This window comes from Anaeromassilibacillus sp. 1001302B_160321_C8 (assembly GCF_015554745.1).
Taxonomy (GTDB): Bacteria; Bacillota; Clostridia; order Oscillospirales; family Acutalibacteraceae; genus Anaeromassilibacillus; species Anaeromassilibacillus stercoravium.
The window spans coordinates 54723-79631 of record NZ_JADNJD010000008.1 but is presented as its reverse complement, the minus strand read 5'-3'; the positions used below and the strand labels follow the sequence as shown (position 1 = coordinate 79631).

18 protein-coding genes are annotated in these 24909 nt (G+C 54.6%); 1 reads left to right on the top strand and 17 read right to left on the bottom strand.

Features of this window, described 5'->3' with window-relative positions; all coding sequences use genetic code 11:
* Positions 1-909, top strand: a complete 909-nt coding sequence (locus I2E77_RS07340) for an SDR family oxidoreductase (RefSeq protein ID WP_195450933.1) — start codon at positions 1-3, stop codon at positions 907-909.
* A 99-nt stretch (positions 910-1008) separates the two neighbouring features.
* Here I2E77_RS07340 and tuf read toward each other — a convergent pair whose 3' ends face one another.
* The 17 genes from tuf to I2E77_RS07255 form a co-directional block, all read right to left on the bottom strand.
* Positions 1009-2211: an elongation factor Tu gene (gene tuf / locus I2E77_RS07335; protein WP_087228911.1), complete on the bottom strand. Its 1203-nt coding sequence runs from the start codon at positions 2209-2211 to the stop codon at positions 1009-1011.
* Between the two features lie 105 nt (positions 2212-2316).
* The gene (gene fusA, locus I2E77_RS07330; RefSeq protein WP_087228914.1) at positions 2317-4398 is read right to left on the bottom strand and encodes an elongation factor G; all 2082 of its coding nucleotides are present in this window, start codon (positions 4396-4398) and stop codon (positions 2317-2319) included.
* 45 nt (positions 4399-4443) lie between these two features.
* On the bottom strand, positions 4444-4914 hold the full coding sequence (gene rpsG / locus I2E77_RS07325; protein WP_191362370.1) for a 30S ribosomal protein S7: 471 nt from the start codon (positions 4912-4914) through the stop codon (positions 4444-4446).
* A 172-nt stretch (positions 4915-5086) separates the two neighbouring features.
* On the bottom strand, positions 5087-5515 hold the full coding sequence (gene rpsL, locus I2E77_RS07320; RefSeq protein WP_054324206.1) for a 30S ribosomal protein S12: 429 nt from the start codon (positions 5513-5515) through the stop codon (positions 5087-5089).
* Between the two features lie 261 nt (positions 5516-5776).
* Positions 5777-9319, bottom strand: a complete 3543-nt coding sequence (rpoC, locus tag I2E77_RS07315) for a DNA-directed RNA polymerase subunit beta' (RefSeq protein ID WP_191395532.1) — start codon at positions 9317-9319, stop codon at positions 5777-5779.
* Between the two features lie 18 nt (positions 9320-9337).
* The gene (gene rpoB, locus I2E77_RS07310; protein ID WP_191395561.1) at positions 9338-13081 is read right to left on the bottom strand and encodes a DNA-directed RNA polymerase subunit beta; all 3744 of its coding nucleotides are present in this window, start codon (positions 13079-13081) and stop codon (positions 9338-9340) included.
* A gap of 360 nt (positions 13082-13441) precedes the next feature.
* Complete coding sequence (locus I2E77_RS07305) at positions 13442-14005, bottom strand: chromate transporter (RefSeq protein WP_087228927.1); 564 nt, start codon at positions 14003-14005, stop codon at positions 13442-13444.
* Positions 14002-14574, bottom strand: a complete 573-nt coding sequence (locus tag I2E77_RS07300) for a chromate transporter (RefSeq protein WP_087228930.1) — start codon at positions 14572-14574, stop codon at positions 14002-14004. Before I2E77_RS07300 ends, I2E77_RS07305 begins: the two co-directional genes overlap by 4 nt.
* A gap of 72 nt (positions 14575-14646) precedes the next feature.
* Positions 14647-16254 carry a DUF4153 domain-containing protein gene (locus I2E77_RS07295; RefSeq protein ID WP_191441502.1) on the bottom strand — a complete coding sequence of 536 codons (1608 nt, stop codon included), beginning with the start codon at positions 16252-16254 and terminating at the stop codon, positions 14647-14649.
* Positions 16255-16282: 28 nt separating this feature from the next.
* Positions 16283-16489: a helix-turn-helix domain-containing protein gene (locus I2E77_RS07290; protein ID WP_087228936.1), complete on the bottom strand. Its 207-nt coding sequence runs from the start codon at positions 16487-16489 to the stop codon at positions 16283-16285.
* A gap of 29 nt (positions 16490-16518) precedes the next feature.
* Complete coding sequence (locus tag I2E77_RS07285) at positions 16519-16965, bottom strand: DUF2975 domain-containing protein (RefSeq protein ID WP_087228937.1); 447 nt, start codon at positions 16963-16965, stop codon at positions 16519-16521.
* Positions 16966-17127: 162 nt separating this feature from the next.
* Positions 17128-18387: a diaminopimelate decarboxylase gene (locus I2E77_RS07280; protein WP_195450932.1), complete on the bottom strand. Its 1260-nt coding sequence runs from the start codon at positions 18385-18387 to the stop codon at positions 17128-17130.
* Positions 18388-18516: 129 nt separating this feature from the next.
* Positions 18517-20496: an NAD-dependent DNA ligase LigA gene (ligA, locus tag I2E77_RS07275; protein ID WP_195450931.1), complete on the bottom strand. Its 1980-nt coding sequence runs from the start codon at positions 20494-20496 to the stop codon at positions 18517-18519.
* A gap of 144 nt (positions 20497-20640) precedes the next feature.
* Entirely contained in the window at positions 20641-21288 is a 648-nt protein-coding gene (gene yunB / locus I2E77_RS07270; RefSeq protein ID WP_191441858.1) for a sporulation protein YunB, read from the bottom strand.
* Positions 21289-21420: 132 nt separating this feature from the next.
* Positions 21421-23418: a bifunctional 4-hydroxy-3-methylbut-2-enyl diphosphate reductase/30S ribosomal protein S1 gene (locus tag I2E77_RS07265; protein ID WP_191362376.1), complete on the bottom strand. Its 1998-nt coding sequence runs from the start codon at positions 23416-23418 to the stop codon at positions 21421-21423.
* Positions 23419-23598: 180 nt separating this feature from the next.
* Complete coding sequence (locus tag I2E77_RS07260; protein WP_191362377.1) at positions 23599-24198, bottom strand: lysophospholipid acyltransferase family protein; 600 nt, start codon at positions 24196-24198, stop codon at positions 23599-23601.
* A 54-nt stretch (positions 24199-24252) separates the two neighbouring features.
* Positions 24253-24879 (bottom strand): lysophospholipid acyltransferase family protein, encoded by a 627-nt coding sequence (locus I2E77_RS07255; protein WP_191362378.1) that lies wholly within the window; start codon positions 24877-24879, stop codon positions 24253-24255.
* Positions 24880-24909 lie beyond the last annotated feature (30 nt).

The following is a 24909-nucleotide window of genomic DNA, read 5'->3' as shown; positions in this document are numbered from 1 at the left end:
ATGATCCCCATATATCCATACATAAAACGTGAAACCAAATGCAAGGAAATTCCCATTCCATTCCCGCCGCAACACCAATACAATCAGCCCGGCGCCGAATTTCTCATGGACCCGCGCCCCATCTCAGAAAACCCGGAACAGAAGGGGAGCGGGAAACTCCTAGATCGGGTTGCAATTATTACCGGAGGAGACAGCGGCATCGGGCGTGCGGTCTCCTATGCCCTTGCCAGGGAGGGCGCGGATATCGTCATCGCCTATTTCAACGAACACCGTGATGCTCAGGAAACTAAGCAACATGTGGAAAAACTGGGGCGTAAATGTCTTGTGGTCTCCGGAGATCTAAAAAAAGAAGCCGTCGCCCAGGAAATTGTCCGGCAAACAATGCATTGCTTCGGAAAAATCGATGTTTTAGTCAACAACCATGCGGTTCAATTCGTCCAAAGAAGCATCCTGGATATTTCCGCAGAGCAGCTCGATTTGACATTCCGCACCAATGTCTATGGGTTCTTCTATATGATAAAAGCAGCACTGCCCTATTTAAAACCGGGCAGCTCCATCATCAATACGACTTCCGTCACCGCGTATAGAGGCAGCCCGGAACTATTGGACTACAGCGCCACAAAGGGGGCCATTCTGGCGCTGACACGTTCCCTTTCCCTAAGCTTGGTGGAACGTGGTATCCGCGTCAACGGCGTTGCCCCCGGGCCAATCTGGACCCCTCTGATCCCCGCCTCCTATTCTGCACGTGAAGTGGAAACCTTTGGAACCTATACCTCACAGGTCCCGATGATGCGCGCCGGCCAGCCTTTTGAAGTTGCACCTTGTTACGTATTCCTGGCCAGCGACGACGCAAGCTATATGACGGGACAGGTCTTGCATCCGGATGGAGGAACCATTTTAAACGGCTGATTCCAACCGAAAAGCGCATTCATGAGAAGGGGATCGGAGCGAATATGCAAAAAGGGCCTCACCCACACGGATGAAGCCCTTTATTAAGCAAGAAAGAAATTATTCGTTGATCTTGATAACAACGCCGGAACCAACCGTACGGCCGCCTTCACGGATAGCGAAACGGAGGCCTTCCTCGATAGCGATCGGGGTGATCAGCTCAACGTCCATCTCGACGTTATCGCCAGGCATGCACATCTCGGTGCCTTCCGGCAGGCTGATAACACCAGTAACGTCGGTCGTTCTGAAATAGAACTGCGGACGATAGTTGTTGAAGAACGGAGTATGACGGCCGCCTTCATCCTTCGTCAGGACGTAAACCTGGCCGCGGAACTTCGTGTGCGGATGAATGGTGCCCGGCTTTGCGAGAACCTGTCCACGCTCGATTTCCGTTCTCTGGATACCACGGAGCAGAGCACCGACGTTGTCGCCAGCCTCAGCAAAGTCGAGGACCTTACGGAACATCTCAAGGCCGGTGATAACGGTCTTCTTGCGCTCTTCGGTCAAGCCGATGATCTCGACTTCTTCGCCAACCTTTGCCATGCCGCGCTCAACTCTACCAGTTGCAACGGTGCCACGGCCGGTGATGGTGAATACGTCCTCAACAGGCATCAAGAACGGCAGGTCGGACTTACGCTCCGGAGTCGGAATGTAGCTATCGACAGCGTCCATCAGCTCATGGATGCACTTGTACTCCGGTGCATTCGGGTCCTTGGAATCGGACTCCAGAGCCTGGAGAGCGGAACCACGGATGATCGGGGTGTCGTCGCCCGGGAACTCATACTCGTTCAGCAGGTCACGGATTTCCATCTCGACCAGATCGAGCAGCTCCGGATCGTCAACCTGATCCGCCTTATTCATGAACACAACGATATACGGCACGCCAACCTGACGGGAGAGCAGGATGTGCTCTCTGGTCTGCGGCATCGGGCCGTCAGCAGCAGAAACAACCAGGATAGCGCCGTCCATCTGAGCAGCACCGGTGATCATGTTCTTAACATAGTCAGCATGGCCGGGGCAGTCAACGTGTGCATAGTGACGGGTCGCGGTCTGATATTCTACGTGCGCCGTGTTGATCGTGATACCACGCTCTCTCTCTTCAGGAGCCTTATCGATGTTTGCATAATCGACGAACTCTGCGTCGCCCTCGAGGTTGAGGACCTTCGTGATCGCAGCGGTCAGCGTGGTCTTACCATGGTCAACGTGGCCGATGGTGCCAATGTTAATATGCGGTTTGGATCTTTCGAATTTTGCTTTTGCCATTGGGATTCTCCTCCTTTTTATAATACAGATCAGAGATTTTTTAAAGTTAGAACTATGCTATCATTTTACCAAGGACATGGCGAAAAATCAAGCACATTTTGTAACTTATTCAGCCTTTTTCCCGCGTTCGCTGATGATGGAATCCGAAACAAACTTCGGAACTTCTGCATAGTGGTCGGGCTCCATCGTATACTGGCCTCTGCCCTGCGTCTTAGAACGCATGTCGGTTGCATAACCAAACATCTCGGACAGCGGGACCATCGCGGTGATCTGCTGTGCGCCGGAAACGGCGTCCATGCCCTGGATCATACCGCGGCGGGCGTTCAGGTCGCCGATAACGTCGCCCATATAGTCCTCAGGCACCGTAACAACAACCTTCATGATCGGCTCCAGAATCACTGGGTCAGCTTTCTTCATAGCCTCTTTAAACGCCATGGAACCGGCGATCTTAAAGGCCATTTCAGAGGAGTCAACCTCATGATAGGAACCATCATACAGCGTAACCTTTACATCCACAACGTTGTAGCCAGCCAGTACGCCGGAGAGCATTGCTCCCTGGATACCTTGATCGACTGCAGGAATGTATTCCTTCGGGATCGCGCCGCCAACCGTTGCATTGACGAACTCGTAACCCTTTTCCGGGTTCGGCTCGATCTTAATCTTAACATGACCATACTGGCCTTTACCACCGGACTGTCTTGCATACTTGGTATCCACATCCGCCAGCTTGCGGATGGTCTCCTTGTAAGCAACCTGCGGCTTGCCGACATTCGCTTCCACCTTGAATTCGCGCAGAAGTCTGTCTACGATGATTTCCAGGTGCAGTTCGCCCATGCCGGCGATGATCGTCTGGCCGGTCTCCTCATCGGTATATGCCTTAAAGGTCGGGTCCTCTTCCGCCAGCTTTGCCAGCGCAATGCCCATCTTCTCCTGGCCAGCCTTTGTCTTCGGCTCAATAGCCACACGGATAACCGGCTCCGGGAATTCCATGGACTCCAGAATAACCGGATGCTTTTCATCGCACAGGGTGTCGCCCGTGGTGGTGTTCTTCACACCGATTGCCGCGGCAATATCACCTGCGTAGACAATGTCGATATCCTGGCGGTGGTTCGCGTGCATCTGCAGAATACGGCCGATTCTCTCATTGGTATCCTTCACCGAGTTGTAAACCGTGGCGCCTGCACTCAATGTGCCGGAGTACACACGGAAATAGCACAGCTTTCCAACGAACGGGTCGGTCGCAATCTTAAACGCAAGCGCAGAGAACGGCTCGCTGTCGGATGCATGGCGGTCTTCTTCCTCGCCGGTCTCCGGGTTTGTACCACGGATTGCGGGGATGTCGGTCGGGGCCGGCATATAATCGACAATTGCATCCAGGAGCTTCTGCACGCCCTTGTTCTTGTAGGAAGTACCACAGGTTACCGGCACCATGGTGTTGGCAATCGTGGACTTACGGATCGTACGGACGATCTCTTCCTTCGTGAGCTCTTCACCAGAGAGGTATTTCTCCATGAGCTCGTCGTCCTGCTCAGCGACATGCTCAAGCAGTGCATTGTGATATTCCTCAGCGATATCACGCATATCCTCCGGAATATCCTCGACGCGCATATCTTTTCCCATGTCGTCATAGTAGACGTCGGCCTTCATATCGATCAGGTCGATGATCCCACGGAAGGTATCTTCACTGCCGATCGGAAGCTGAATCGGAACGGCGTTGCACTTGAGGCGTTCCTTCATCATTTTGACGACATTATAAAAATCAGCGCCCATGATGTCCATCTTATTGACGTACGCCATACGCGGAACATGGTATTCTTCCGCCTGACGCCAAACGGTTTCGGACTGGGGCTCAACACCGCCCTTTGCACAGAAAACGGTTACCGAACCGTCCAAAACGCGCAGGGAACGTTCCACTTCTACGGTGAAATCCACGTGGCCGGGGGTGTCGATGATGTTGATACGGTGGCCCTTCCAGAAGCAGGTTGTTGCAGCGGAGGTAATGGTGATGCCTCTCTCCTGCTCCTGCGCCATCCAGTCCATCGTCGCAGCGCCATCGTGCGTCTCGCCGATCTTATGGTTAACACCCGTATAGTACAGAATACGTTCTGTCGTCGTTGTTTTACCGGCATCGATGTGCGCCATGATACCGATATTGCGGGTCATTTCGAGTGATACCTGCCTTGGCATAGTTTCCTCCTTAAAGTTCTGAGAATAGTTGACAGCTTGCGCCGATTACCATCTGTAATGTGCGAAAGCTCTGTTAGCCTCTGCCATCTTGTGCGTATCATCGCGCTTCTTGGCAGCACCGCCAGCACCATTAACAGCATCAAGGATCTCGCCAGCAAGTCTCTCCTTCATGGTCTTTTCAGATCTGAGTCTGGAATAGTTGGTCATCCAGCGCAGGCCCAGGGTCTGTCTTCTCTCTGGACGGACCTCCATCGGCACCTGATAGGTAGCGCCGCCAACACGGCGGGCCTTGACTTCGAGCTGCGGCATGACATTTTCCATCGCCTGCTCAAAGACCTCCAGCGGCTCTTTGCCGGTCTTTTCACGGATAATGTCGAATGCACCATAGACAATCTTCTGGGCAACGCCCTTCTTGCCGTCGTACATGACATTGTTAATCAGACGAGTTACAAGCTTCGAATTGTAAAGCGGATCGGGCAAAACATCACGTTTTGCGATATTTCCTCTTCTTGGCACTTTACTTCCCTCCTTCACAGAATGATATCATAGGTACTCGAAAGCGACAAACTCCCGTTGGCCAATACAGAGGCGTCCGCTATAGAAAATCTATATAAAACGCCGCTGCATTGTCATTCATGTTTTACATGCAGCCGTTCGGATATTGTCAAATTAGAGTGTGGGGGCCGGCTTACTTTGTAGCCTTACCAGCCTTCGGACGCTTCGCACCATACTTGGAACGAGCCTGCATACGCTTGGCAACGCCCTGCGCATCCAGCGTACCGCGGATAATGTGATAACGAACGCCAGGCAGGTCCTTAACACGGCCGCCGCGGATCATCACGACGCTGTGCTCCTGCAGGTTGTGGCCCACGCCAGGGATATACGCACTGACTTCGATTCCGTTGGAGAGCCTTACTCTGGCAATCTTACGAAGTGCGGAATTCGGCTTCTTCGGGGTAGCCGTCTTAACAGACGTGCAAACACCACGCTTTTGCGGGGAATCCTGATCGATCGCAATGCGCTTCTTGGAGTTCCAACCCTTCAAAAGTGCAGGAGCCTTCGCCTTCTTTTCGCTTACCTCACGGCCAGTATGAACTAACTGGTTAAATGTTGGCATACGACACCTCCTCACATAAAAGTTAATATATGTTAAGCGGAAAACCGCTAAACACCAAATAAAAAGGGATTAAACACAATTTTATCCTGTTCCAGAAAAGGAATTCCTGGAACAGGATAAATTTTTATAAACTTCACAACACGGGGGCAAAATATGCTGAATTTCCCCAGCATTTCCTGCGGATTTTATTCATCCTTTCCACAAACTGTAGCATTTGGAAGAATCTTCTCCAGCCCACCGTTACAATTGAATATTATAGCGCTAAATGGCCTGATTTGTCAAGTCCTCACCTTCATGCTGAATCTCGACGCCACTGTAGCATTTCATGCCCGTACCGGCCGGGACCAGCTTGCCGATGATGACGTTTTCCTTCAAGCCGAGCAGCGGGTCCACCTTGCCCTTGATTGCAGCATCGGTGAGCACGCGGGTCGTCTCCTGGAAGGAAGCTGCGGAGAGGAAGGAATCGGTTGCCAAAGACGCCTTTGTGATACCGAGCAGCGTCGGCGAACAGGTCGCTTCGCGGAGATCGGTCTCTCCGGCGGCAATGCGCTCGCGGACAATCTGATTCTCCACTTCAAACTCGGTTTTTTCCACCAAAGAGCTGGGCAGCAGCTTTGTATCGCCCGGATCTTCGACCTTGACTTTCTTCATCATCTGACGCACGATGACCTCGATGTGCTTGTCGTTGATGTCAACGCCCTGCATCCGGTAAACACGCTGCACTTCTTCGATCAAGTAATCCTGCACGGCATGCGTGCCGCTGATGGCCAACACATCGTGCGGGTTGACCGAACCTTCGGTGATCCGGGTTCCCTTTTCGATCACATCGCCTTCGTTGACGATGATCCGGGAGCCGAACGGGATCAGGTAGGACTTGCTCTCGCCGCTCTCCTGATCGGTCACGACCACATGGCGGTTTTTCTTGATGTCCTCAAACGTCACCCGGCCGCCAATCTCACTGATAATGGCCAAATGCTTCGGTTTGCGGCCTTCGAACAGCTCTTCGACGCGGGGAAGACCCTGTGTAATATCCTCTGCGCTGGCGACGCCGCCGGTGTGGAACGTTCTCATGGTCAACTGCGTACCAGGCTCGCCGATGGACTGGGCCGCGATGATGCCGACCGCCTCGCCGACCGTGACCGGCTGGCCGTTTGCCAGGTTTGCGCCGTAGCACTTCTTGCAGACGCCGTGGCGCGCGCGGCAATTCAGGATCGAACGCACCTTGATGCGCTCCACGCCGTGCCCAACAATGATGTCCGCATCGTTGTCGTCCATCATCTTGTCCTTGGAAACAAGCACGGCACCCGTCTCCGGATCGACAAAGTCTTCCACCAGGTAACGCCCGATCAAACGCTCGTGCAGGGACTCGATGGACTCCTTGCCTTCCTTAATATCGAAGACCTCCAGGCCGTCGGTTGCACCGCAGTCCTCTTCGCGGATGATGACATCCTGCGAGACGTCAACCAGACGGCGGGTCAGGTAACCGGAGTCCGCTGTACGCAGAGCGGTATCTGCCAAGCCCTTTCTGGCGCCACGGGAGGAAATGAAGTATTCCAAAATGTTCAAGCCTTCACGGTAGTTTGCACGAATCGGGATCTCGATCGTCTTACCGGAGGTGTTTGCAATCAGGCCGCGCATGCCCGCGAGCTGACGGATCTGGCTCATGGAACCACGAGCGCCGGAATCCGCCATCATGAAAATCGGGTTGTAGCGGTCCAAGCCCTTCTGCAGGGCGTCGGTTACATCGTTGGTCGCCTTTTCCCAAGTCTTCAGTACGGCGTTGTAACGCTCGCTGTCGGAAAGCAAACCGTTCTTAAACTGATCGGTGACCAGGTCGATCTTCTTTTCCGCCTCGGAGATGATCTCCTTTTTCTGCGGCGGGATCGTTGCATCGCAGACAGCAACTGTGATGGCGCTCTTGGTGGAATATTTATATCCCTGCGCCTTCACCGCGTCCAGCACTTCCGAGGTCTTCGGAACGCCGTGTACCTTGATGCATTTATCAATAATCTTTCCCAGCTGCTTCTTGCCAACCAGGAATTCAATCTCAAACTTAAAGCGGTTCTCCGGATCGGAGCGGTCCACAAAGCCGAGGTCCTGTGGGATCGGGCGGTTAAAGATCATGCGTCCCACCGTGGTATCCACCAGGCGGGAAACCATCTTGCCGTCGATCTCCATGGTGCGGCGGACCTTGATCTTCGCGTGCAGGCCGACGATATGCGCATCATATGCCATAATCGCCTCGTCGAAGTCGCGGAAGACTTTACCTTCGCCCGGCTCGCCGTCCTTTTCCAAGGTGAGGTAATAGGAACCCAGGACCATGTCCTGCGTCGGAACCGTCACCGGACGTCCGTCGGAAGGCTTGAGCAGGTTGCCAGCCGCCAGCATCAGGAAGCGGGCCTCCGCCTGCGCTTCGGAGGACAGCGGAACGTGCACAGCCATCTGGTCGCCGTCGAAGTCCGCGTTATACGCCGTACATGCCAGCGGATGGAGCTTCAGGGCGCGGCCTTCCACCAGGACCGGTTCGAACGCCTGGATGCCCAGTCTATGCAGCGTCGGCGCACGGTTGAGCAACACCGGGTGGTTCTTGATGACGATTTCCAGCGCATCCCACACCTCTGGCTTTGCGCGCTCGACCGCCTTTCTTGCCGCCTTGATGTTGCCAGCGGCGCCGGTTTCCACCAAGCGCTTCATCACAAAGGGCTTGAACAGCTCCAGCGCCATCTCCTTCGGCAGGCCGCACTGGTACATCTTCAATTCCGGCCCAACCACGATAACCGAACGGCCGGAGTAGTCCACGCGCTTGCCCAACAGGTTCTGGCGGAAACGTCCCTGCTTGCCCTTCAGCATGTCGGAGAGGGACTTCAACGGGCGGTTGTTCGGGCCCGTCACAGGACGGCCGCGGCGGCCGTTGTCGATCAAAGCGTCAACCGCCTCCTGCAGCATGCGCTTTTCGTTGCGGACAATGATATCCGGCGCACCGAGTTCCAACAGGCGCTTCAAGCGGTTGTTGCGGTTGATAACACGGCGATAGAGGTCGTTCAGGTCGGAGGTGGCAAAGCGGCCGCCGTCGAGCTGGACCATCGGGCGGATGTCCGGCGGAATAACCGGTACCACGTCGAGGATCATCCACTCCGGGCGGTTGCCGGAGAGACGGAACGCCTCCACAACCTCCAGGCGCTTCAAAATGCGCACACGCTTCTGGCCGGAAGCCGTCGCCAATTCGTCCTTGAGTTCTGTGGACTCCTTCTCCAGGTCGATCTCTTCCAGCAGGGTCTTGATCGCCTCCGCGCCCATGCTGGCCTGGAAGTCATCCTCATACTTTTCCCGCAGATCGCGGTACTCTTTCTCCGTCAGGAGCTGCTTCTTCTGCAATTCCCGGACATTGCCGGGATCTGTGACGATATACAGGGCAAAGTAGAGCACCTTTTCCAGCATACGGGGGGATATATCCAGAATCAAACCCATACGGGAGGGGATTCCTTTAAAGTACCAGATGTGCGATACGGGCGCTGCCAACTCAATGTGGCCCATACGCTCGCGGCGGACCTTGGACCGCGTGACTTCTACGCCGCAGCGGTCGCAGATCTTGCCCTTATAGCGGATGCGCTTATACTTTCCGCAATGGCACTCCCAGTCCTTCTGCGGTCCAAAAATGCGTTCGCAGAAGAGGCCGTCGCGCTCCGGCTTTAGGGTACGATAGTTAATCGTCTCCGGCTTCTTGACCTCGCCATAAGACCACTCCCGGATCTTATCCGGCGAAGCCAGCCCGATTTTTATTGATTCAAATTCGTTGAATTCCATTTTGTGACCCCCTTCTCTTTATTCCTGCTCGCCGTCTACATCAGAAGAAATGTCAAAGGGTTCCTCCTTTTCAAAGAGGTCGTCGTCCCCATCGGACGGGAAATCGTCCCCGCCGAAGAGGTCGTCGTCCTCATGTTCTTCCGTCGAATAACCGTCCAGTTCTCCATCCTCCACGGTCGGCTCGTCGAACAGATCGTCCGAGGGGGTGAAGCCCATGTCGTCATCGTCGTCGAAGTTCTGCTTGAGATCGATCTCTTCGTTGTTCTTGTCAAGCACCTTGACGTCCAGTCCCAAGGACTGCAATTCCTTGATCAAGACCTTGAAGGACTCCGGAACACCCGGCTTCGGGATATTCTGTCCCTTCACAATCGCCTCGTAGGTCTTGACGCGGCCGACCACGTCGTCCGACTTGACCGTCAGAATCTCCTGAAGGGTATAAGCAGCGCCGTATGCCTCCAGCGCCCAAACTTCCATCTCGCCGAAGCGCTGGCCGCCGAACTGCGCCTTGCCGCCCAACGGCTGCTGCGTAACGAGCGAATACGGGCCCGTGGAACGCGCGTGAATCTTATCGTCAACCAGGTGATGCAGCTTAAGGTAATACATATAGCCGACTGTGACCGGGTTGTCGAAATATTCACCTGTACGGCCGTCCTTCAGCATGATCTTGCCGTCCTCACGCATCCCCGCCTGCTTAAAGCACTCGCGGATGTCGTCCTCATGTGCGCCGTCGAAAACCGGCGTCATGATCTTCCAGCCCAACGCCTTGGCCGCCATGCCGAGGTGTACCTCCAAAACCTGACCGATGTTCATACGGGACGGAACGCCCAGGGGGTTCAACACAATATCGAGCGGCGTGCCATCCGGCAGGAACGGCATATCCTCCACCGGCAGGATGCGGGACACAACGCCCTTGTTTCCGTGACGGCCCGCCATCTTATCGCCGACGGAGATCTTTCTCTTCTGGGCAATATAGCAGCGCACAACCTTGTTGACGCCGGGGCTCAACTCGTCGTGGCTGTTCTCACGGGTAAAGACCTTGACATCGACCACGATGCCGTATTCGCCGTGGGGCACGCGCAGAGAAGTATCGCGCACTTCGCGGGCTTTTTCGCCAAAGATCGCGCGCAGCAGGCGCTCTTCCGCAGTCAGCTCCGTTTCGCCCTTCGGCGTAACCTTGCCGACCAGGATATCGCCCGCACGCACTTCTGCGCCCACGCGGATGATACCGCTTTCGTCGAGGTCGCGCAGGAGGTCTTCATTGACGTTCGGAATATCTCTGGTGATCTCCTCCGGCCCGAGCTTTGTATCGCGGGCCTCGGTCTCGTATTCTTCAATGTGGATGGACGTATAGACGTCGTCGCGGACGATCTTCTCACTGATCAGAACCGCGTCCTCGTAGTTGTAACCTTCCCAGGTCATGAATCCGATCAGGGCATTTTTGCCGAGGCTGATCTCGCCGTCCTTGGTCGCCGGCCCGTCTGCGATGACGTCGCCCTCCTGGACGCGGTCGCCTACGCTGACCACCGGAACCTGATTGACACATGTTCCCTGGTTGGAGCGCATAAACTTGATGATGTGGTAGGTATCGATCTCGCCGTCGTCGCGTGTCACGCGGACTTCATCCGCACTGACGCTGCGCACCACGCCGGCGTGCTTTGCCAGCACGCAAACGCCGGAGTCAACGCCCGCCTTATATTCCATACCGGTGCCCACGATCGGGGATTCCGTCTTGAGCAGCGGAACCGCCTGCCGCTGCATGTTGGAACCCATCAGTGCACGGTTTGCGTCGTCGTTCTCCAGGAAGGGGATCATTGCCGTTGCCACGGAAACAACCATCCGCGGAGACACGTCCATAAAGTCCGCACGCTCGCGCTCCACTTCGACGAACTCGTCGCGGGAACGGGCATTGACCTTTGTATGCAGGAAGCGCCCGTTTTCATCCAGCGGTTCGTTTGCCTGCGCAACGATGTATTCGTCCTCCATGTCGGCGGTCATGTAGACCACTTCGTTGGTGACGATGCCCGTCTCCTTGTCCACCCGGCGGTAAGGCGCCTCGATGAAGCCATACTGGTTGATCCGGGCAAAGGTGGCCAGATAGGAGATCAAGCCGATGTTCGGACCTTCCGGCGTCTCAATTGGGCACATGCGCCCATAGTGGCTGTAGTGTACGTCGCGAACTTCGAATCCGGCGCGGTCTCTGGAAAGGCCGCCAGGACCCAACGCGGAAAGACGGCGCTTATGCGTCAGCTCCGCCAGCGGGTTGGTCTGATCCATAAACTGGGACAACGGCGAAGAGCCAAAGAATTCCTTGATCGCAGCCACCACGGGACGGATGTTGATGAGCGAATGCGGGGTCAGGACCTCCAGGTCCTGCGCCTGCAGGGTCATGCGCTCGCGAATAACACGCTCCAAACGGGAAAAACCAATACGGAACTGGTTCTGCAGCAATTCGCCCACCGAGCGGATGCGGCGGTTTCCCAGATGGTCGATGTCGTCGACCGTGCCCAGCCCAACCGCCAGGCAGTTCATATAGTTGATGGACGAGAAAATGTCGTCGATGATGATGTGCTTGGGGATCAGTTCGTCCTTGCGGGAACGGACCGCGTCCTTGAGCGCTTCCTCGTCGTCTCCGCACTCGCCGAGAATCTCCGCCAAGACGCTGAAACGAACGCGCTCGTTGATGTCGCACTCCGCAGCTGCATCAAAATTCACGAACTTCTGAATATCCACCATGCCGTTGGAGATGACCTTGACCTCGCGCTCGTTCACGGTGACATAGGCCACGCTGACGCCGGCGTCGTCGATCTCTTTTGCCAGCTCACGGGAAACGACTTGGCCCTCTTCCGCCATCAGCTCGCCGGTGAGCGGGTTGACGATCGGGCGGGAGAGCTGCTGTCCGGTGATGCGGCCCGCAAGGTTCAATTTTTTGTTGTATTTGTAGCGGCCCACGCGGGAGAGGTCGTAACGGCGCGCGTCAAAGAACAGGCCGTTGATGTGGGACTGTGCGCTCTCAATGGTGGGGGGCTCGCTCGGGCGCAGCTTCCGATAGACTTCGAAGAGCGCCTCTTCCATGTTCTTGCAGGGGTCCTTTTCGATGGTTGCGTTGATGCGGTCGTCGTCGCCGAAGTACTCGCGGATCTCCTCGTCACTGCCCAAACCCAGAGCGCGGATAAAGACTGTCACGGGGATCTTGCGGTTCTTATCGATGCGGACATAGAACACATCATTGGCGTCGTTTTCGTATTCCAGCCACGCGCCGCGGTTCGGAATAACGGTGGAGCTGAACAATTCCTTGCCGGTCTTGTCATACTCCATCTTGTAATAGACGCCGGGAGAACGAACCAACTGGGATACGATGACGCGCTCCGCGCCATTGATCACAAAGGTGCCGCTTTCCGTCATCAGCGGGAAATCGCCCATAAAGACCTCGGATTCCTTGATCTCTCCACTCTCCTTGTTCAAGAGGCGGGCGGTCACCCGGAGTGCAGCCGCATAGGTGGCGTCGCGCTCCTTGCACTCTTCCACGCTATAGTTCGGCTTGTCGACATCCAGTTTGTAGTCCACAAAATCGAGGACCAGATTGCCCGTATAGTCCGTAATCCCTGAGACGTCTTTAAAAACTTCCTTTAAGCCTTCGTCCAGGAACCACTTATAGGAATTTTTCTGGACCTCGATCAGATTGGGCATATCCAGCACTTCGTCAATGCGCGAGAAGCTCATGCGGACATTTTTGCCGACCTGTACCGGTTTGACATTCACCATTGGCTCAATCACTCCATTCAAAAATTTACCATCCTGATTGTGGCATCTATAATGGGAAACACAACTCTCTTGCAAGAGGGGCTTGCCTTTTTGGGGGAGTTGTGATATGATAAGCAAGCATGGATATGCGTATATCTTTCCATGATGATGCAGTTTAATATTTTATAACAATATATAGTGTTTGTCAAGGTAATTTGTGGTTTTACCTTGACTTTTTTGTTTTTTTATGTAGATACAAACTTTCCACCTGCTTTTCTGTACAAAAGCTCTAATTTTCTCGAAGGTTTTCCCCATCTTCTTTACAAAAAAAGCCGTCCCGGCGTATCCAAACGGAGCTCCGGGACGGCCTTTTTCTGTTATTCAAGCGATGAATCGCTCCTGTATGGTACAAAATACAATCCCCAGTCCTGCTGAGAATAGGATCAACAGGATCGGGTGCGGCTTTTTCCAGAGCAACAGTGCCAGCGCCAATGCAAAAATGCAGACACCAATCCAATTGACCGCAGTGAAACTTCCTTCTGGAAAGAAGCTGGTCGTACAGACGGAAAATGCCGCCGCCGCGATCAACCCCACTACGGCGGGCCGCAGACCATACAGCGCCCCCTGGACAAAGTGGTTTTCCTGCATGGACAAGAACCACTTTGCCACCAGCAGGATGATGAGAAAGGACGGCAGCACGACACCGGCCGTCGCGCAGACCGCTCCCAAAATCCCCGCCGTCTCCGCACCGATATACGTTGCGATATTCACCGCAAACGGCCCTGGTGTGGATTCGCTCACCGCAATAAAGTCGATCAGATCCGTGAAGCTCAGCCAGTGGTTCTGTAGGACCTCCTCCTGAATCAGCGGGATCATCGCATATCCGCCGCCGATGGTGAAAAGCCCGATTTTAAAGAACGTTAGGAACAGATGCAGCAAGATCACGGCGCCTCTCCCCCTTTCCGCTTTTGCCAAAGCTGAAAGGCAATCCCGGCAACCGCAGCGCATATAATCACAACAATCACGTTCAGGCTGAACAGTGCCACCAAGATAAAGGCCGCTGCTGCCACCACGATCGCAAACACATTCTTCGGGCATTGTTTGGACAATTTAAAAACCGCGTTTATAATCAGCACAGCTACCCCGGCGCGAACACCTTCAAAGGCATAGCTGACATATTTCAGCTCCTTAAACTGTTCCAAGACCCCTGCCAAGAGCAGGATGACCAGAAAAGAAGGCAGCACCACACCGATCGTGGCAAAAAGGGCCCCTAAGAACCCCGCCACACGGTAACCGACAAACGTAGCGGAATTGACCGCAATGGTCCCCGGCGTTGACTCTGCAATCGCTAACATATCCAGCAGATCCTGATCGTCAATCCAATGGCGCGACTCAATCGTCTCCCGTTGGATCAGCGGGATCATAGCATAGCCTCCCCCAAAGGTAAACGCGCCGATCTTCAAAAAGGTGACAAACAGCGCCGCGCACCGCCGTCCAAGAGATTCCTGTTCCATCCTATACCCTTCCCATTTCCATGTTTTCTTTCATTATATCTTGGGAAGGCCCGGCAAACAATGCCATTTTGGTTAAATCGTGTTTTCTTGTGCTAGAAAATGCTCCAAATTCTGTTCGTGGAACGGGACGTCGTACTGCCCAAAACCGCCCCAATAGTTGCGGATCTCAGCGCGCAAGGCCGGGTCGTCCGTCTCCTGGTAGAGCTCCTTGACATAGGGCAGGGAGGCTTCCGGCGTGGCATATAGGGCTTCGAGGTCCACCGAATCCAGTGTCCCCGCCTGATAGCGGCCGATGTTGTACCGTGCAATCAGGCCGTCCACATTGCTGTAGCACAGGAGCAAAAAGCAGATGGAAAAGGCGAGCACCAATGCCTTGGCCAGATTAACTCTGCGAAATTGCGCGACGATCACGATGGCAAAAACGATGAACAGCAGAACCATAAACCAGCTGGTGTACACGCGCAGGAGGGTCAATCCATACTGTTGGATGTATAAGACCATCTTGCTCAGAGCCGTCACAATCAACAGAAGGGTTTCCGCGGAGAGCAATACCGAGAACACGACCAGCGGGCGCACCGGTGTTTCTCCCTTTTTCACGGTGAACAGGCGCACGCCTCCCAACACCGCCAGATTGATCATCGCCACCCCGCAGAGCTCAAAAAAACCCTGGCGGGCATATTCGGCATAGGTAAGCCCCTCCGGACGCACGCCCGCAAATGCAGAAAACAGGGTGGCTGCCTGTGCGCCAAAGAACAGGAGGTAAACTCCGGTGAGCAGCGCCAGGACCGTGACCGTCATCGCGGGCGGCAGCTTGCGGCGCTTCTCACGGGCTTTTTCCACATCTTCTTTCCCGCGGACCGCTACGAAGCGCTTTTGCAGGTTTCCGTAGAACATTCCAAAGAAATAGCATCCCACCAGCGCCGCCGGAAGCAGCCGCAGCAGGAACTCCAGCAACCGTTCCCCGAATTCCGCGGTCATTTCCTGCACCATCCGCGCAAAGGTTTGGTCCGCCCTTGTCAGCAGCGTCCCCACAACCATGACGAGGGGGATCGCCACCAAAATGCCCAAGACAGCCGCCAGCGCATTTTTGCTCCGGCGGCTTTTGCCCGCTGCACCGCGCAAAATCTTGGGGCCGCAAGTAAAATTGGAAAAGGGAATCCGAAACAATTGATCCAGCAGGTCCGGCACAACAAACCGACCGAGGGAGGGTTCCAGCCGGGAGCCGCACGCCGCTGCAATCCAATACACAGTCACGATCATGCAAAAGAACAGGTTGAAAAATTTCAGCACTCCATTTGAGAACAGCGCAAAGTAGAGTGCGGAGACCATGGAAAGCCCCAACCAGCCATAGCTGCTCTTGGGCGGCGAGATCTTCTGTTTCCGCATGTAGAGTAAGGCCGTCGTATAGAAACAGGCGGCGAAGATTGTAACGCCTACGCCGAGGGAATACGGCGCTAAGAGCGCCAGTGGGTTTACCAGCCAGACAAAGAGATATCCGCACACCAGTGCCAGGATCGCAAAGCAGGCATCCACCCCTGTGAAGGGAATCGACGGTTCTTTTTTGTCCTTGAGGCCGGCAGGCGCCGAAGGGTCCTGATAGACGCGTTCCGCCGGCAAAATGGACGCACCAGTGGTTTGGGGTACGCTTGCCGCGCCCTCATGATTCGGTTCCATATGCATTTGTTCGATGCTCCTTTCCGTATGTTTCTTAAGATTCTCGATATTCCAGAAGATCCGCCGGCTGGCAGTCCAGCGCGCGGCAGATCGCTTCCAGGGTTGAAAACCGGATCGCCTTGGCCTTGTTGTTTTTCAAGATCGACAGGTTTGCGGGGGTGATCCCGACCTTCTCCGCCAACTCTCCCGCCGAAATCTTCCGCTTGGCCATCATGACGTCCAGATTGACAACAATCGGCATGTCGCTCTTCCTTTCATCGCCCGTGGGCGTCAAATGGTGTAATCGTTTTCCGTCTTAATCTCAATGGCCTGTTCAAATACATTCTTGACCACCCGCACAATCAGCCCGCAGAAGGCCGCCGCAGCCGCCACCAGAAAAAACGACGTGTAATAAAAGCCGGAAACCAGGGTCACCACCCCCACTGCAATGCACAGCCAGGAAATTGCCCGCAGCAGCGTGACGTTCTCCTGCTCAAACACCCTCTCCCGGCGAAGATTGCGCAAAAGGCGGTGTAAACACAGAAGCAGAAATAGGCCGGGTACCGCACAGCAGTAAATCGTAATCCGGAACGCCAGATGGATGGCTTGTGCGTCCGGCGATTCCCCAAAGTACCAGGCCACGATCTGCGGGGCAAAGATCACCCCAGCCACCAACAATACCAAAAACAGCCTGGTGCAGAAGATGGACAACATAAGAGATTTGGATTTCGTCCACATCGCGGTTCCTCCTTTGTTTTTCTGCTTCTATTCTAGCACGCTTGAAATCGTTTTGCAATATATTTTTATCGTTTTTCAATAAATTTATACTGATATTCAAAAAGAAAAGCCCGCAGAAACCCGCGGGCAGTTGCAATGCGTATAAAATTTGGAAAGACAAACTCAATATTGGTCGAACAATCCCGTAAAATCAAAGGTGGCAAAATAGTCCTTCGGCGTTTCCGCGCGGCGGATCAATTGGGTGGTCCCATCCTCCTTCAGAAGGACCTCCGCAGAGCGGAGCTTGCCGTTGTAATTGTATCCCATCGAGAAACCATGCGCCCCGGTATCGTGGAAAACAAGCAGATCCCCCATGTCAATCTTCGGCAGCATACGGTCGATGGCAAACTTATCGTTGTTCTCGCACAATCCCCCGGTGACATCATACTGGTGGTCGCAGGGCTGGTCTTCCTTGCCCATCACCGTGATGTGGTGATACGCGCCGTACATCGCCGGGCGCATCAAATTGGCGGCACAGGCGTCCACTCCGATGTACTCCTTGTAGATGTGCTTCTCATGGATGGCCTTCGTCACCAGGCAGCCGTTCGGCCCAAGCATATAGCGGCCTAGTTCTGTAAAGATCGCCACGTCGCCCATTCCGGCGGGAACCAAGACCTCTTCATACGCCTTGCGTACCCCCTCGCCCACGGCCAGGATATCCACTTCCTGCTGCTCCGGGCGATATGGGATTCCCACGCCGCCGGAAAGGTTGATAAACGCAATATGGGCCCCTGTCTTTTCTTTCAGCTCCACCGCCAGCTCAAACAAAATGCGCGCCAAGGTGGGGTAGTATTCGTTTGTCGTGGTGTTGCTGGCCAGGAAGGCGTGGATGCCAAAATGCTTTGCACCCAATCCCTGCAATTTCTTGTAGCCTTCGATCATCTGCTCCTTGGTAAAGCCGTACTTCGCATCGCCGGGGTTGTCCATGATCGTATTGCTGATTGCAAACTTCCCGCCCGGGTTGTACCGGCAGCTGATCGTCTCCGGGATCCCCACCAGGCTGTTCAAAAAGTCGATGTGGGTGAAGTCGTCGAGGTTGATCGTCGCATGCAGCTTTGCCGCATACTGGAAGTCCTGAGCCGGCGTGTCGTTGGAGGAAAACATGATGTCGCTTCCGGAGAAGCCGCACGCTTCGGACATCATCAGCTCGGTCAGCGAGGAGCAATCGACGCCGCAGCCCTCCTCCTGCAAAATCTTCAAAATGAACGGATTCGGCGTCGCCTTTACCGCAAAATATTCCTTGAAGCCCTTGTTCCATGCGAATGCCTTCTGGAGATTGCGTGCACGCTCGCGGATGCCCTTCTCGTCATACAGGTGGAACGGCGTCGGATATTCTTCGACAATTTTTTGCAATTGTTCATTGGTGACAAATGGCTTTTTCATCTGGCTCCCACTTTCCTCATTCATTTCCGCGCCGCAAGTTAGCGCAGATTAACTTTCAAAATTGACGTTTACAGTATAAAAAAGATTTGTTTTTTTGTCAAGTCAAGCCGCATAAAGCAATATGCGCGGTCAATCGACCATCTGGAGGAACTCCTCCTCTGTGAGGATCGGAACGCCGAGCTGCTGTGCTTTTGTCAGCTTGCTTCCGGCCTCCTCTCCCGCAAGGACATAGCTGGTCTTTTTCGAAACGCTGCCGCTCACTTTCCCGCCGAGCTTTTCGATCACCGCCGAAGCCTCCGCGCGCGTCATTGTCGGGAGCGTCCCCGTTAGGACAAAGGTCTTTCCCGCAAACCGGGTATCGTTCACCACGGTCTTGCTCAGCAGGTTCACTCCCGCATCGCGCAGGCGCCCAATCAAGTGCGCGGTGCTGGAAAGATCGAAGAATTGCCGGATACTCTCCGCCATGATGCCGCCGAAGCCGTCAATCGCGGCAATCTCCTCCGCACTCGCTTGGAAGATGGCATCCATACTGCCAAAATGGGCGGCCAGCAGTTTGGCAGCTTTCAGGCCGATGTGCGGGATGCCCAAGGCGTAAACCAGCCGGTAGAGGTCGTTTTCCTTGCTCCGTTCAATGGCTTGCAGCAGATTTTGCGAGGACTTCTCCCCCATGCGCTCCAGCTCCTGTAGCTGCGGCTGGGTCAGGCGGTAAAGGTCCGCCGGGGAAGCCACCAGCTCGCGCTCCACCAACTGTTCGATCAACGCCGGGCCCAGCCCGTCGATGTCCATGGCGTCACGGCTGCTGAAATGGATCATGTGGCGCACCAGCTGTGCGGGGCACTCCGGATTTGTGCAGCGTATAGCGGCCTCGCCCTCTTCGCGGGTGACCGGCCCGCCGCAGGAGGGACATACCTCCGGGATACGGTAGGGCTCCGCCTCCGGGTTGTGCGCGGCCACGGAGACCACCTCCGGGATAATCTCCCCCGCCTTGCGCAGGACAACCGTGTCCCCAATGCGGATGTCTTTTTCTGTGATGAAGTCCTGGTTGTGCAGCGTCGCGCGGCTGACGGTTGTGCCTGCCAGCGTGACCGGCTCAAAGATCCCGGTCGGCGTCAAGACGCCCGTGCGCCCGACATTGATTTCGATTTCCAGGAGCTTTGTCTCCTTCTCCTCCGGCGGATATTTAAACGCCTCTGCCCATTTGGGGAATTTTGCCGTGCTCCCCAAAAGGGAACGCTGCGAGAAGTCGTCCACCTTTACGACAGCGCCGTCGATGGAATATCCCAGGGAACCGCGCAGTTCCCCGATGCGGCGTACCTCTTCAATGACCTCCTGCATGGTAGGACAAGCTTTGTAAGAGGGTGGCACCGGGAAGCCTAGCTCCTTCAAAAAGTCCAGCGATTGCTTGTGGGAATGCAGTTCTTCCCCATAGACCTGCTGCACATTGAATACAAAGATGTCCAAGGTCCGTGTCGCGGTGATCCGCGGATTCTTCTGACGCAGAGAACCCGCCGCCGCATTGCGCGGGTTTTTAAAGGGCTTTTCATCGTTGAGCTCCTGGCGCGCTGCCAACTTGAAAAAGCTCTCATGCGACATGTAAACCTCGCCGCGCACCTCCAAATACGGAACCGGACGGCTCAGCTTCAAAGGCACGGTCCGGACCGTCCGCAAATTTTCAGTGACATCCTCTCCCACCAGGCCGTCCCCGCGGGTGGAACCGCGCACAAAGAGGCCGTCGCGATACTCCAGGGAAACGGATAGCCCATCAAATTTTGGCTCCACAATGTAGACCGGATCGCTCACGACCTCGCGCACCCGGCGGTCAAAGTCCATCAGCTCTTCCTCGGAAAAGGAATCGTGCAGGCTTTCCATAGGGACCTCATGCTCCACCTTTTCAAAGGTGTTCAAGGGCGCACCGCCCACGCGCTGGGTGGGAGAATCGGGTTGAATCCACTCCGGATGGTCGTTTTCCAGCTGCTGCAATTGCCGGTACAGCATATCGTATTCATAATCATCGATCTCCGGAGCGTCCTCCACATAGTATTTTTGGTTATGATAGTTGATCTGTGCGATCAACTCTTGCATCTGCTGCTTTACCGCTTGTTCTTCCATGGCTTTTTCTCCTTCTTTTGCGCGAGCATTTTCCACGCACCCGCCGTCAAAGAGGCCGCCGGCGTATCCCGCCCGGCGGCCCGTTTTCGATTAGTTTGATTATACTCCATCCAGTCTATACACGTAAAGGGATGTTGGGAAAATTTATGCTTGAATATTCGCCATCAACTGAGGGACTTCCCCAATAATCACCGTTTCCGCCACAGGGATATCGGTTGTAATCTCGGTCGTGCCATTGTAGGCGGGCGGCAAAAACGAATAGATACTGGCATGCACCCGCAGGCAGATGCGGTGTTTCGTCTGGTTAATCCCCGCCGATTCAAATGTACTCTCAAAATCCGCCGTCACATTGCCGGAAAGGGACAGTCGCACAGGGATATTGGGCCCACGCCCATGCAGAAGTTCACTGCCGAGCAGCGTTCCCAACGGCACACCGGTGTCCAAATGCTCCCCCAGTTGTTCCTGCACTCTCTGCAAGATCGATGCTTTGAGTTGGTTCATCTGATTCATGTCGGTCGTAACCGCTAAAATCTGCCCGGACTCTGCGCGCTCGATGTCCACCAAGTCTGTGTAGGAGACGGAATTTGCAGTCAATTCCTCCATGACCGCCCCGTTAATCGCCTCCACCGAGGTGATCCGCGCCTGATTGGTCACCATGGATTCGACGACCGGATGCAATCTCCAATCCAAAAACAGGAAGATTGCGCCCAACAGTGCCACGATAGCCACCGCCTTCCCAATCCAACCGCCACGTCTGTGGCGGTGCGGCCTGCTTCTTCTCCATCGTCTCACGGCGCATCCCTCCTTTTGCTTCTTTTCCATCATACGCAAAAGGAAAAAAGCTGTGCAGACTTTTTCTGATTTCAGAGAAACAAAAAGGCACAGGGGGAAAACATCCCTCTGTGCCCGAAAAATTTTAAAAACTTATTCTGCATCCGCAGCCGGAGCTTCTTCCTGTGCAGGAGCAGCCGCTTCTTCTTCAGCAGCCGCCGGCTCAAGCAACGCACGGATGGAAAGGCTGACGCGCTTCTTCTCGAAGTCGATGTCGGTGATCTTCGCCTTGACCACATCGCCGATCTTCAGCACATCCTGCGGCTTCTCGATTCTGTGATCCGCAATCTGAGAGATATGAATCAAGCCATCGATGCCCGGGATAATTCTTGCGAACGCACCGAAGGTGGTCATGCCAACCACGGTGACATCCGCAACCGTGCCGACCGGATACTCGCGCTTGAGGATCTCCCACGGGTTGTCCTCTGCACGCTTGTAGCCCAGGGAAATCTTGCCCTTCTCGCGGTCCAGACCTTTGATGTATACCTTTACGGTGTCGCCCACATTGACGACCTCGCTCGGATGCTTAATTCTGCTCCAGGACAGCTCGGAGATATGGATCATTCCGTCGATGCCGCCCAGGTCCACAAACGCGCCATAAGCGGTCAGGGACTTCACAACACCGGTGTACTCCTTGCCAACCTCTGCGGTCTCCCAGAACTTGTCCGCCAGAGCCTTGCGCTCGTCCTTGAGGACGGAACGAATGGAACCGACCGCACGGCGGCGGTTGCGGTTGACCTCGATGATGCGGAAGCGGACTTCCTTCTTCAGCAGATCCTCCAGAGGATCGTTGCGGGACGCCGTTGCCTGGGAAGCGGGGATAAACACGCGCACGCCGTTGGTCACAGCGATCACGCCGCCCTTAATCACTTCGGTTACAACACCGGTCAGAATCTCCTGGCTCTCCTCTGCAGCCGCGACGGTTTCCCAGCCCTTTGCTGCGTCGAGACGCTTCTTCGAAAGCATGATCGTACCTTCCTGATCGTTGGTGCGCATGATCAGGAGGTCCATTTCGTCGCCGATTTTTACCAGATCTTCGGGTTTTGCATTCGGGTCAGCAGACAGCTCGGCAACCGGAATAAATCCGGCCTGCTTTCTCCCAACATCTACATAGACCTCGTTGGGGGCAATGCCGACAACCACACCGTGTACCTTCTCATCTGTATTTAAACTTTTGAGGGATTCTTCAAGCATCTCCTCAAAGCTCGTATCGGCATTCTCCGTTGAATTCGCACCTGCGTTTTCAATAATTTCTGACATGGTAACTAGTACCTCCTTTATAATGCTTGCCGGTGTTGAGGCACCGGCAGTAATGCCAACGGAAGCGGCTCCCTTCAGAGCCGACAGCGGAAGCTCCTCCGCTGTTTCGATGAGATATGTAGTGCAGTTCTGCCTACAAACATCGCGGAGTTTCGCAGTGTTTGAACTTTGCCTGCCGCCGATGACGATCATCGCATCGCAATGCTCGGACAATTCGACCGCTTCAGATTGACGCTTTGCAGTAGCATTACATATTGTATCAAAAATTGTGGCATTTGTATATACCTTTTTTATGATTTCCAAACAATTTTCCCATTCCGCCACGCTAAAAGTCGTCTGTGCGACAAAACATGCCGGTTTATTTTTTAAATCTGGAAAATTATTCGTTAAATCTTCCAAATCTTTTGCATTTTTAAAAACATAGCAGGACTGGCAATGGCCCCGAATTCCTTCCACCTCCGGATGGGTGGCATTTCCCGCAATCAACACGGTTTGTCCCTTTGCAGAGGCCTCCGAAACAATTTTATGAATCTTGGCTACAAAAGGGCAGGTGGCATCCACATAAGCGATCCCTAAGCGGTGGATCTCCTCTAGGACAGCCTCCGATACCCCATGCGAGCGGATGACTAGGGTCGCACCCTGCGGCGTCTGGGACGGTGATTCCACGATTTGGACGCCGCGGGATTCCAGCTCCTGCAGCGTTTGCGGGTTATGAATGATCGGGCCCAGGGTACACACCTGTTTCCCCGCATCCAACAATGCAAATACCATCTGAACCGCACGGTTCACGCCAAAGCAGAAACCGGCCGATTTTGCTACGGTTACCTTCAAAAATCCGTCCTCCTGTCCGGCCGGTCTTACAAAAAGTTTACCCGGCCCCGCTCCAATTATGAACCCTTTCACGGGAAAAAGGCGTCTCTGCGCGATCCCAAAAGAAGCCTGTTTTCCTTCCAAAAAGAAACTTCTTTTTGGAACGCTCTCCCGCCATCACTGATAATACAACGCAAAAGCTCAATTTCTTTCAAGCAAACCGTTAATTTTTTCTGCCAATCGCCCCGCCGCCCCGCGTACATGTCGAAGCGAACCGTCCGCAAGGTCGAGCGCCTGTATCGAAAGGACTTCCCCAAACCGAACTACAACGCGTTTGAAAGGACGGATACGCCCCTTGAAAAAAATGCAGGCCGGCAAAATCGGGGCCTGCGCCTTCGCTGCCACCAACACCGCGCCCGCCTTCGGCTGAAAAGGGGAATTATCGAACACACAGCGGCCCTGCGGAAAAATCCCGACCACACCGCCGTCCTGCAAAATGTGAACCGCCGTCCGCACCGACTCCGCATCCCCTTTGTCCCTTCGCACGGGAAATGCGCCAAAGACGTACAAAAGCCAGCGCGCAAAGCGGCCGTGATCCTCAAAAAGCTCGGACTTTGCCATAAAACGGATCGTTCGGGGAACCGCTACCGCCATAAAAAAGGGATCGAGCACCGACCGGTGGTTGCTGCAAAGGATGAACGGTCCCTGCTTTGGGATATTCTCCGTTCCCTCTATCTGCAGACGGAACAGCCATTTCCCGACCGGCGCCAAAAGCTTCCTCCAAAATGGATAGACAGACATAGCCGGGCCCCCTTACGATTTATGTACCCATGCCTTCACGCTCTTAGAGAAACATTATTTTTGCATCTCCCGCAAATCGCGCTCCCGCAATTCCCGGATCTTGTCCATCACCAACCGGCTGGCATTCCGAAATTCCACACCGGTACCCTCTTGAATGCCCAGCTGTTCGCAGGGAATAAGTTCTCCAATGGAAATGATCGTACGGTGAAACAGCCGGGGCTTTTTACTGCCGACCGGCGTGATACAAACCGGCAAGATCGGGGCCTGGTTTTGGTAGGCAAGCATCACGGCACCCGCTTTTGGTTTTCCCAACTCACCGTCCTTGGAACGTGTTCCCTCGATGAATACCCCTATGGCGCATTCCTCATGCAACAGCTCCGCAGCGGCGTCGATCGCCTCGACATCCCCCTTGCCGCGCTGCACAGGAAAAGCACCCAACTTTTTCAGAATAAATCCAAAGGGCTTAAATTGAAAAAGTTCCGCCTTTGCCATATAAAAAATCTGCCGTCTCTGGGAACAGGATAAGCGCACGGGGTCGGAGTTGGACAAATGGTTACAGCAAACCACCACCCTGCCCTCTTTCGGGAACCGTTCTTTATTCTTAACGGTATAGGGCACAAACGGAAAGGTCACCTTTGCCGCAATTGCCCTCGCAAATACATAAAGAGGCGTACGCTTCATTTTCAAACCACCGATCTCCGGGAAACCCCG

Coding starts and splice junctions, on each gene's coding strand:
- I2E77_RS07340 (WP_195450933.1), top strand. CDS start 1: ATGATCCCCATATATCCATACATAAAACGTGAAACCAAATGCAAGGAA.
- tuf (WP_087228911.1), bottom strand. CDS start 2,211: ATGGCAAAAGCAAAATTCGAAAGATCCAAACCGCATATTAACATTGGC.
- fusA (WP_087228914.1), bottom strand. CDS start 4,398: ATGCCAAGGCAGGTATCACTCGAAATGACCCGCAATATCGGTATCATG.
- rpsL (WP_054324206.1), bottom strand. CDS start 5,515: ATGCCAACATTTAACCAGTTAGTTCATACTGGCCGTGAGGTAAGCGAA.
- rpoC (WP_191395532.1), bottom strand. CDS start 9,319: ATGGAATTCAACGAATTTGAATCAATAAAAATCGGGCTGGCTTCGCCG.
- rpoB (WP_191395561.1), bottom strand. CDS start 13,081: ATGGTGAATGTCAAACCGGTACAGGTCGGCAAAAATGTCCGCATGAGC.
- I2E77_RS07300 (WP_087228930.1), bottom strand. CDS start 14,574: ATGGAACAGGAATCTCTTGGACGGCGGTGCGCGGCGCTGTTTGTCACC.
- I2E77_RS07295 (WP_191441502.1), bottom strand. CDS start 16,254: ATGCATATGGAACCGAATCATGAGGGCGCGGCAAGCGTACCCCAAACC.
- I2E77_RS07290 (WP_087228936.1), bottom strand. CDS start 16,489: ATGCCGATTGTTGTCAATCTGGACGTCATGATGGCCAAGCGGAAGATT.
- I2E77_RS07285 (WP_087228937.1), bottom strand. CDS start 16,965: ATGTGGACGAAATCCAAATCTCTTATGTTGTCCATCTTCTGCACCAGG.
- I2E77_RS07280 (WP_195450932.1), bottom strand. CDS start 18,387: ATGAAAAAGCCATTTGTCACCAATGAACAATTGCAAAAAATTGTCGAA.
- ligA (WP_195450931.1), bottom strand. CDS start 20,496: ATGGAAGAACAAGCGGTAAAGCAGCAGATGCAAGAGTTGATCGCACAG.
- I2E77_RS07260 (WP_191362377.1), bottom strand. CDS start 24,198: ATGTCTGTCTATCCATTTTGGAGGAAGCTTTTGGCGCCGGTCGGGAAA.
- I2E77_RS07255 (WP_191362378.1), bottom strand. CDS start 24,879: ATGAAGCGTACGCCTCTTTATGTATTTGCGAGGGCAATTGCGGCAAAG.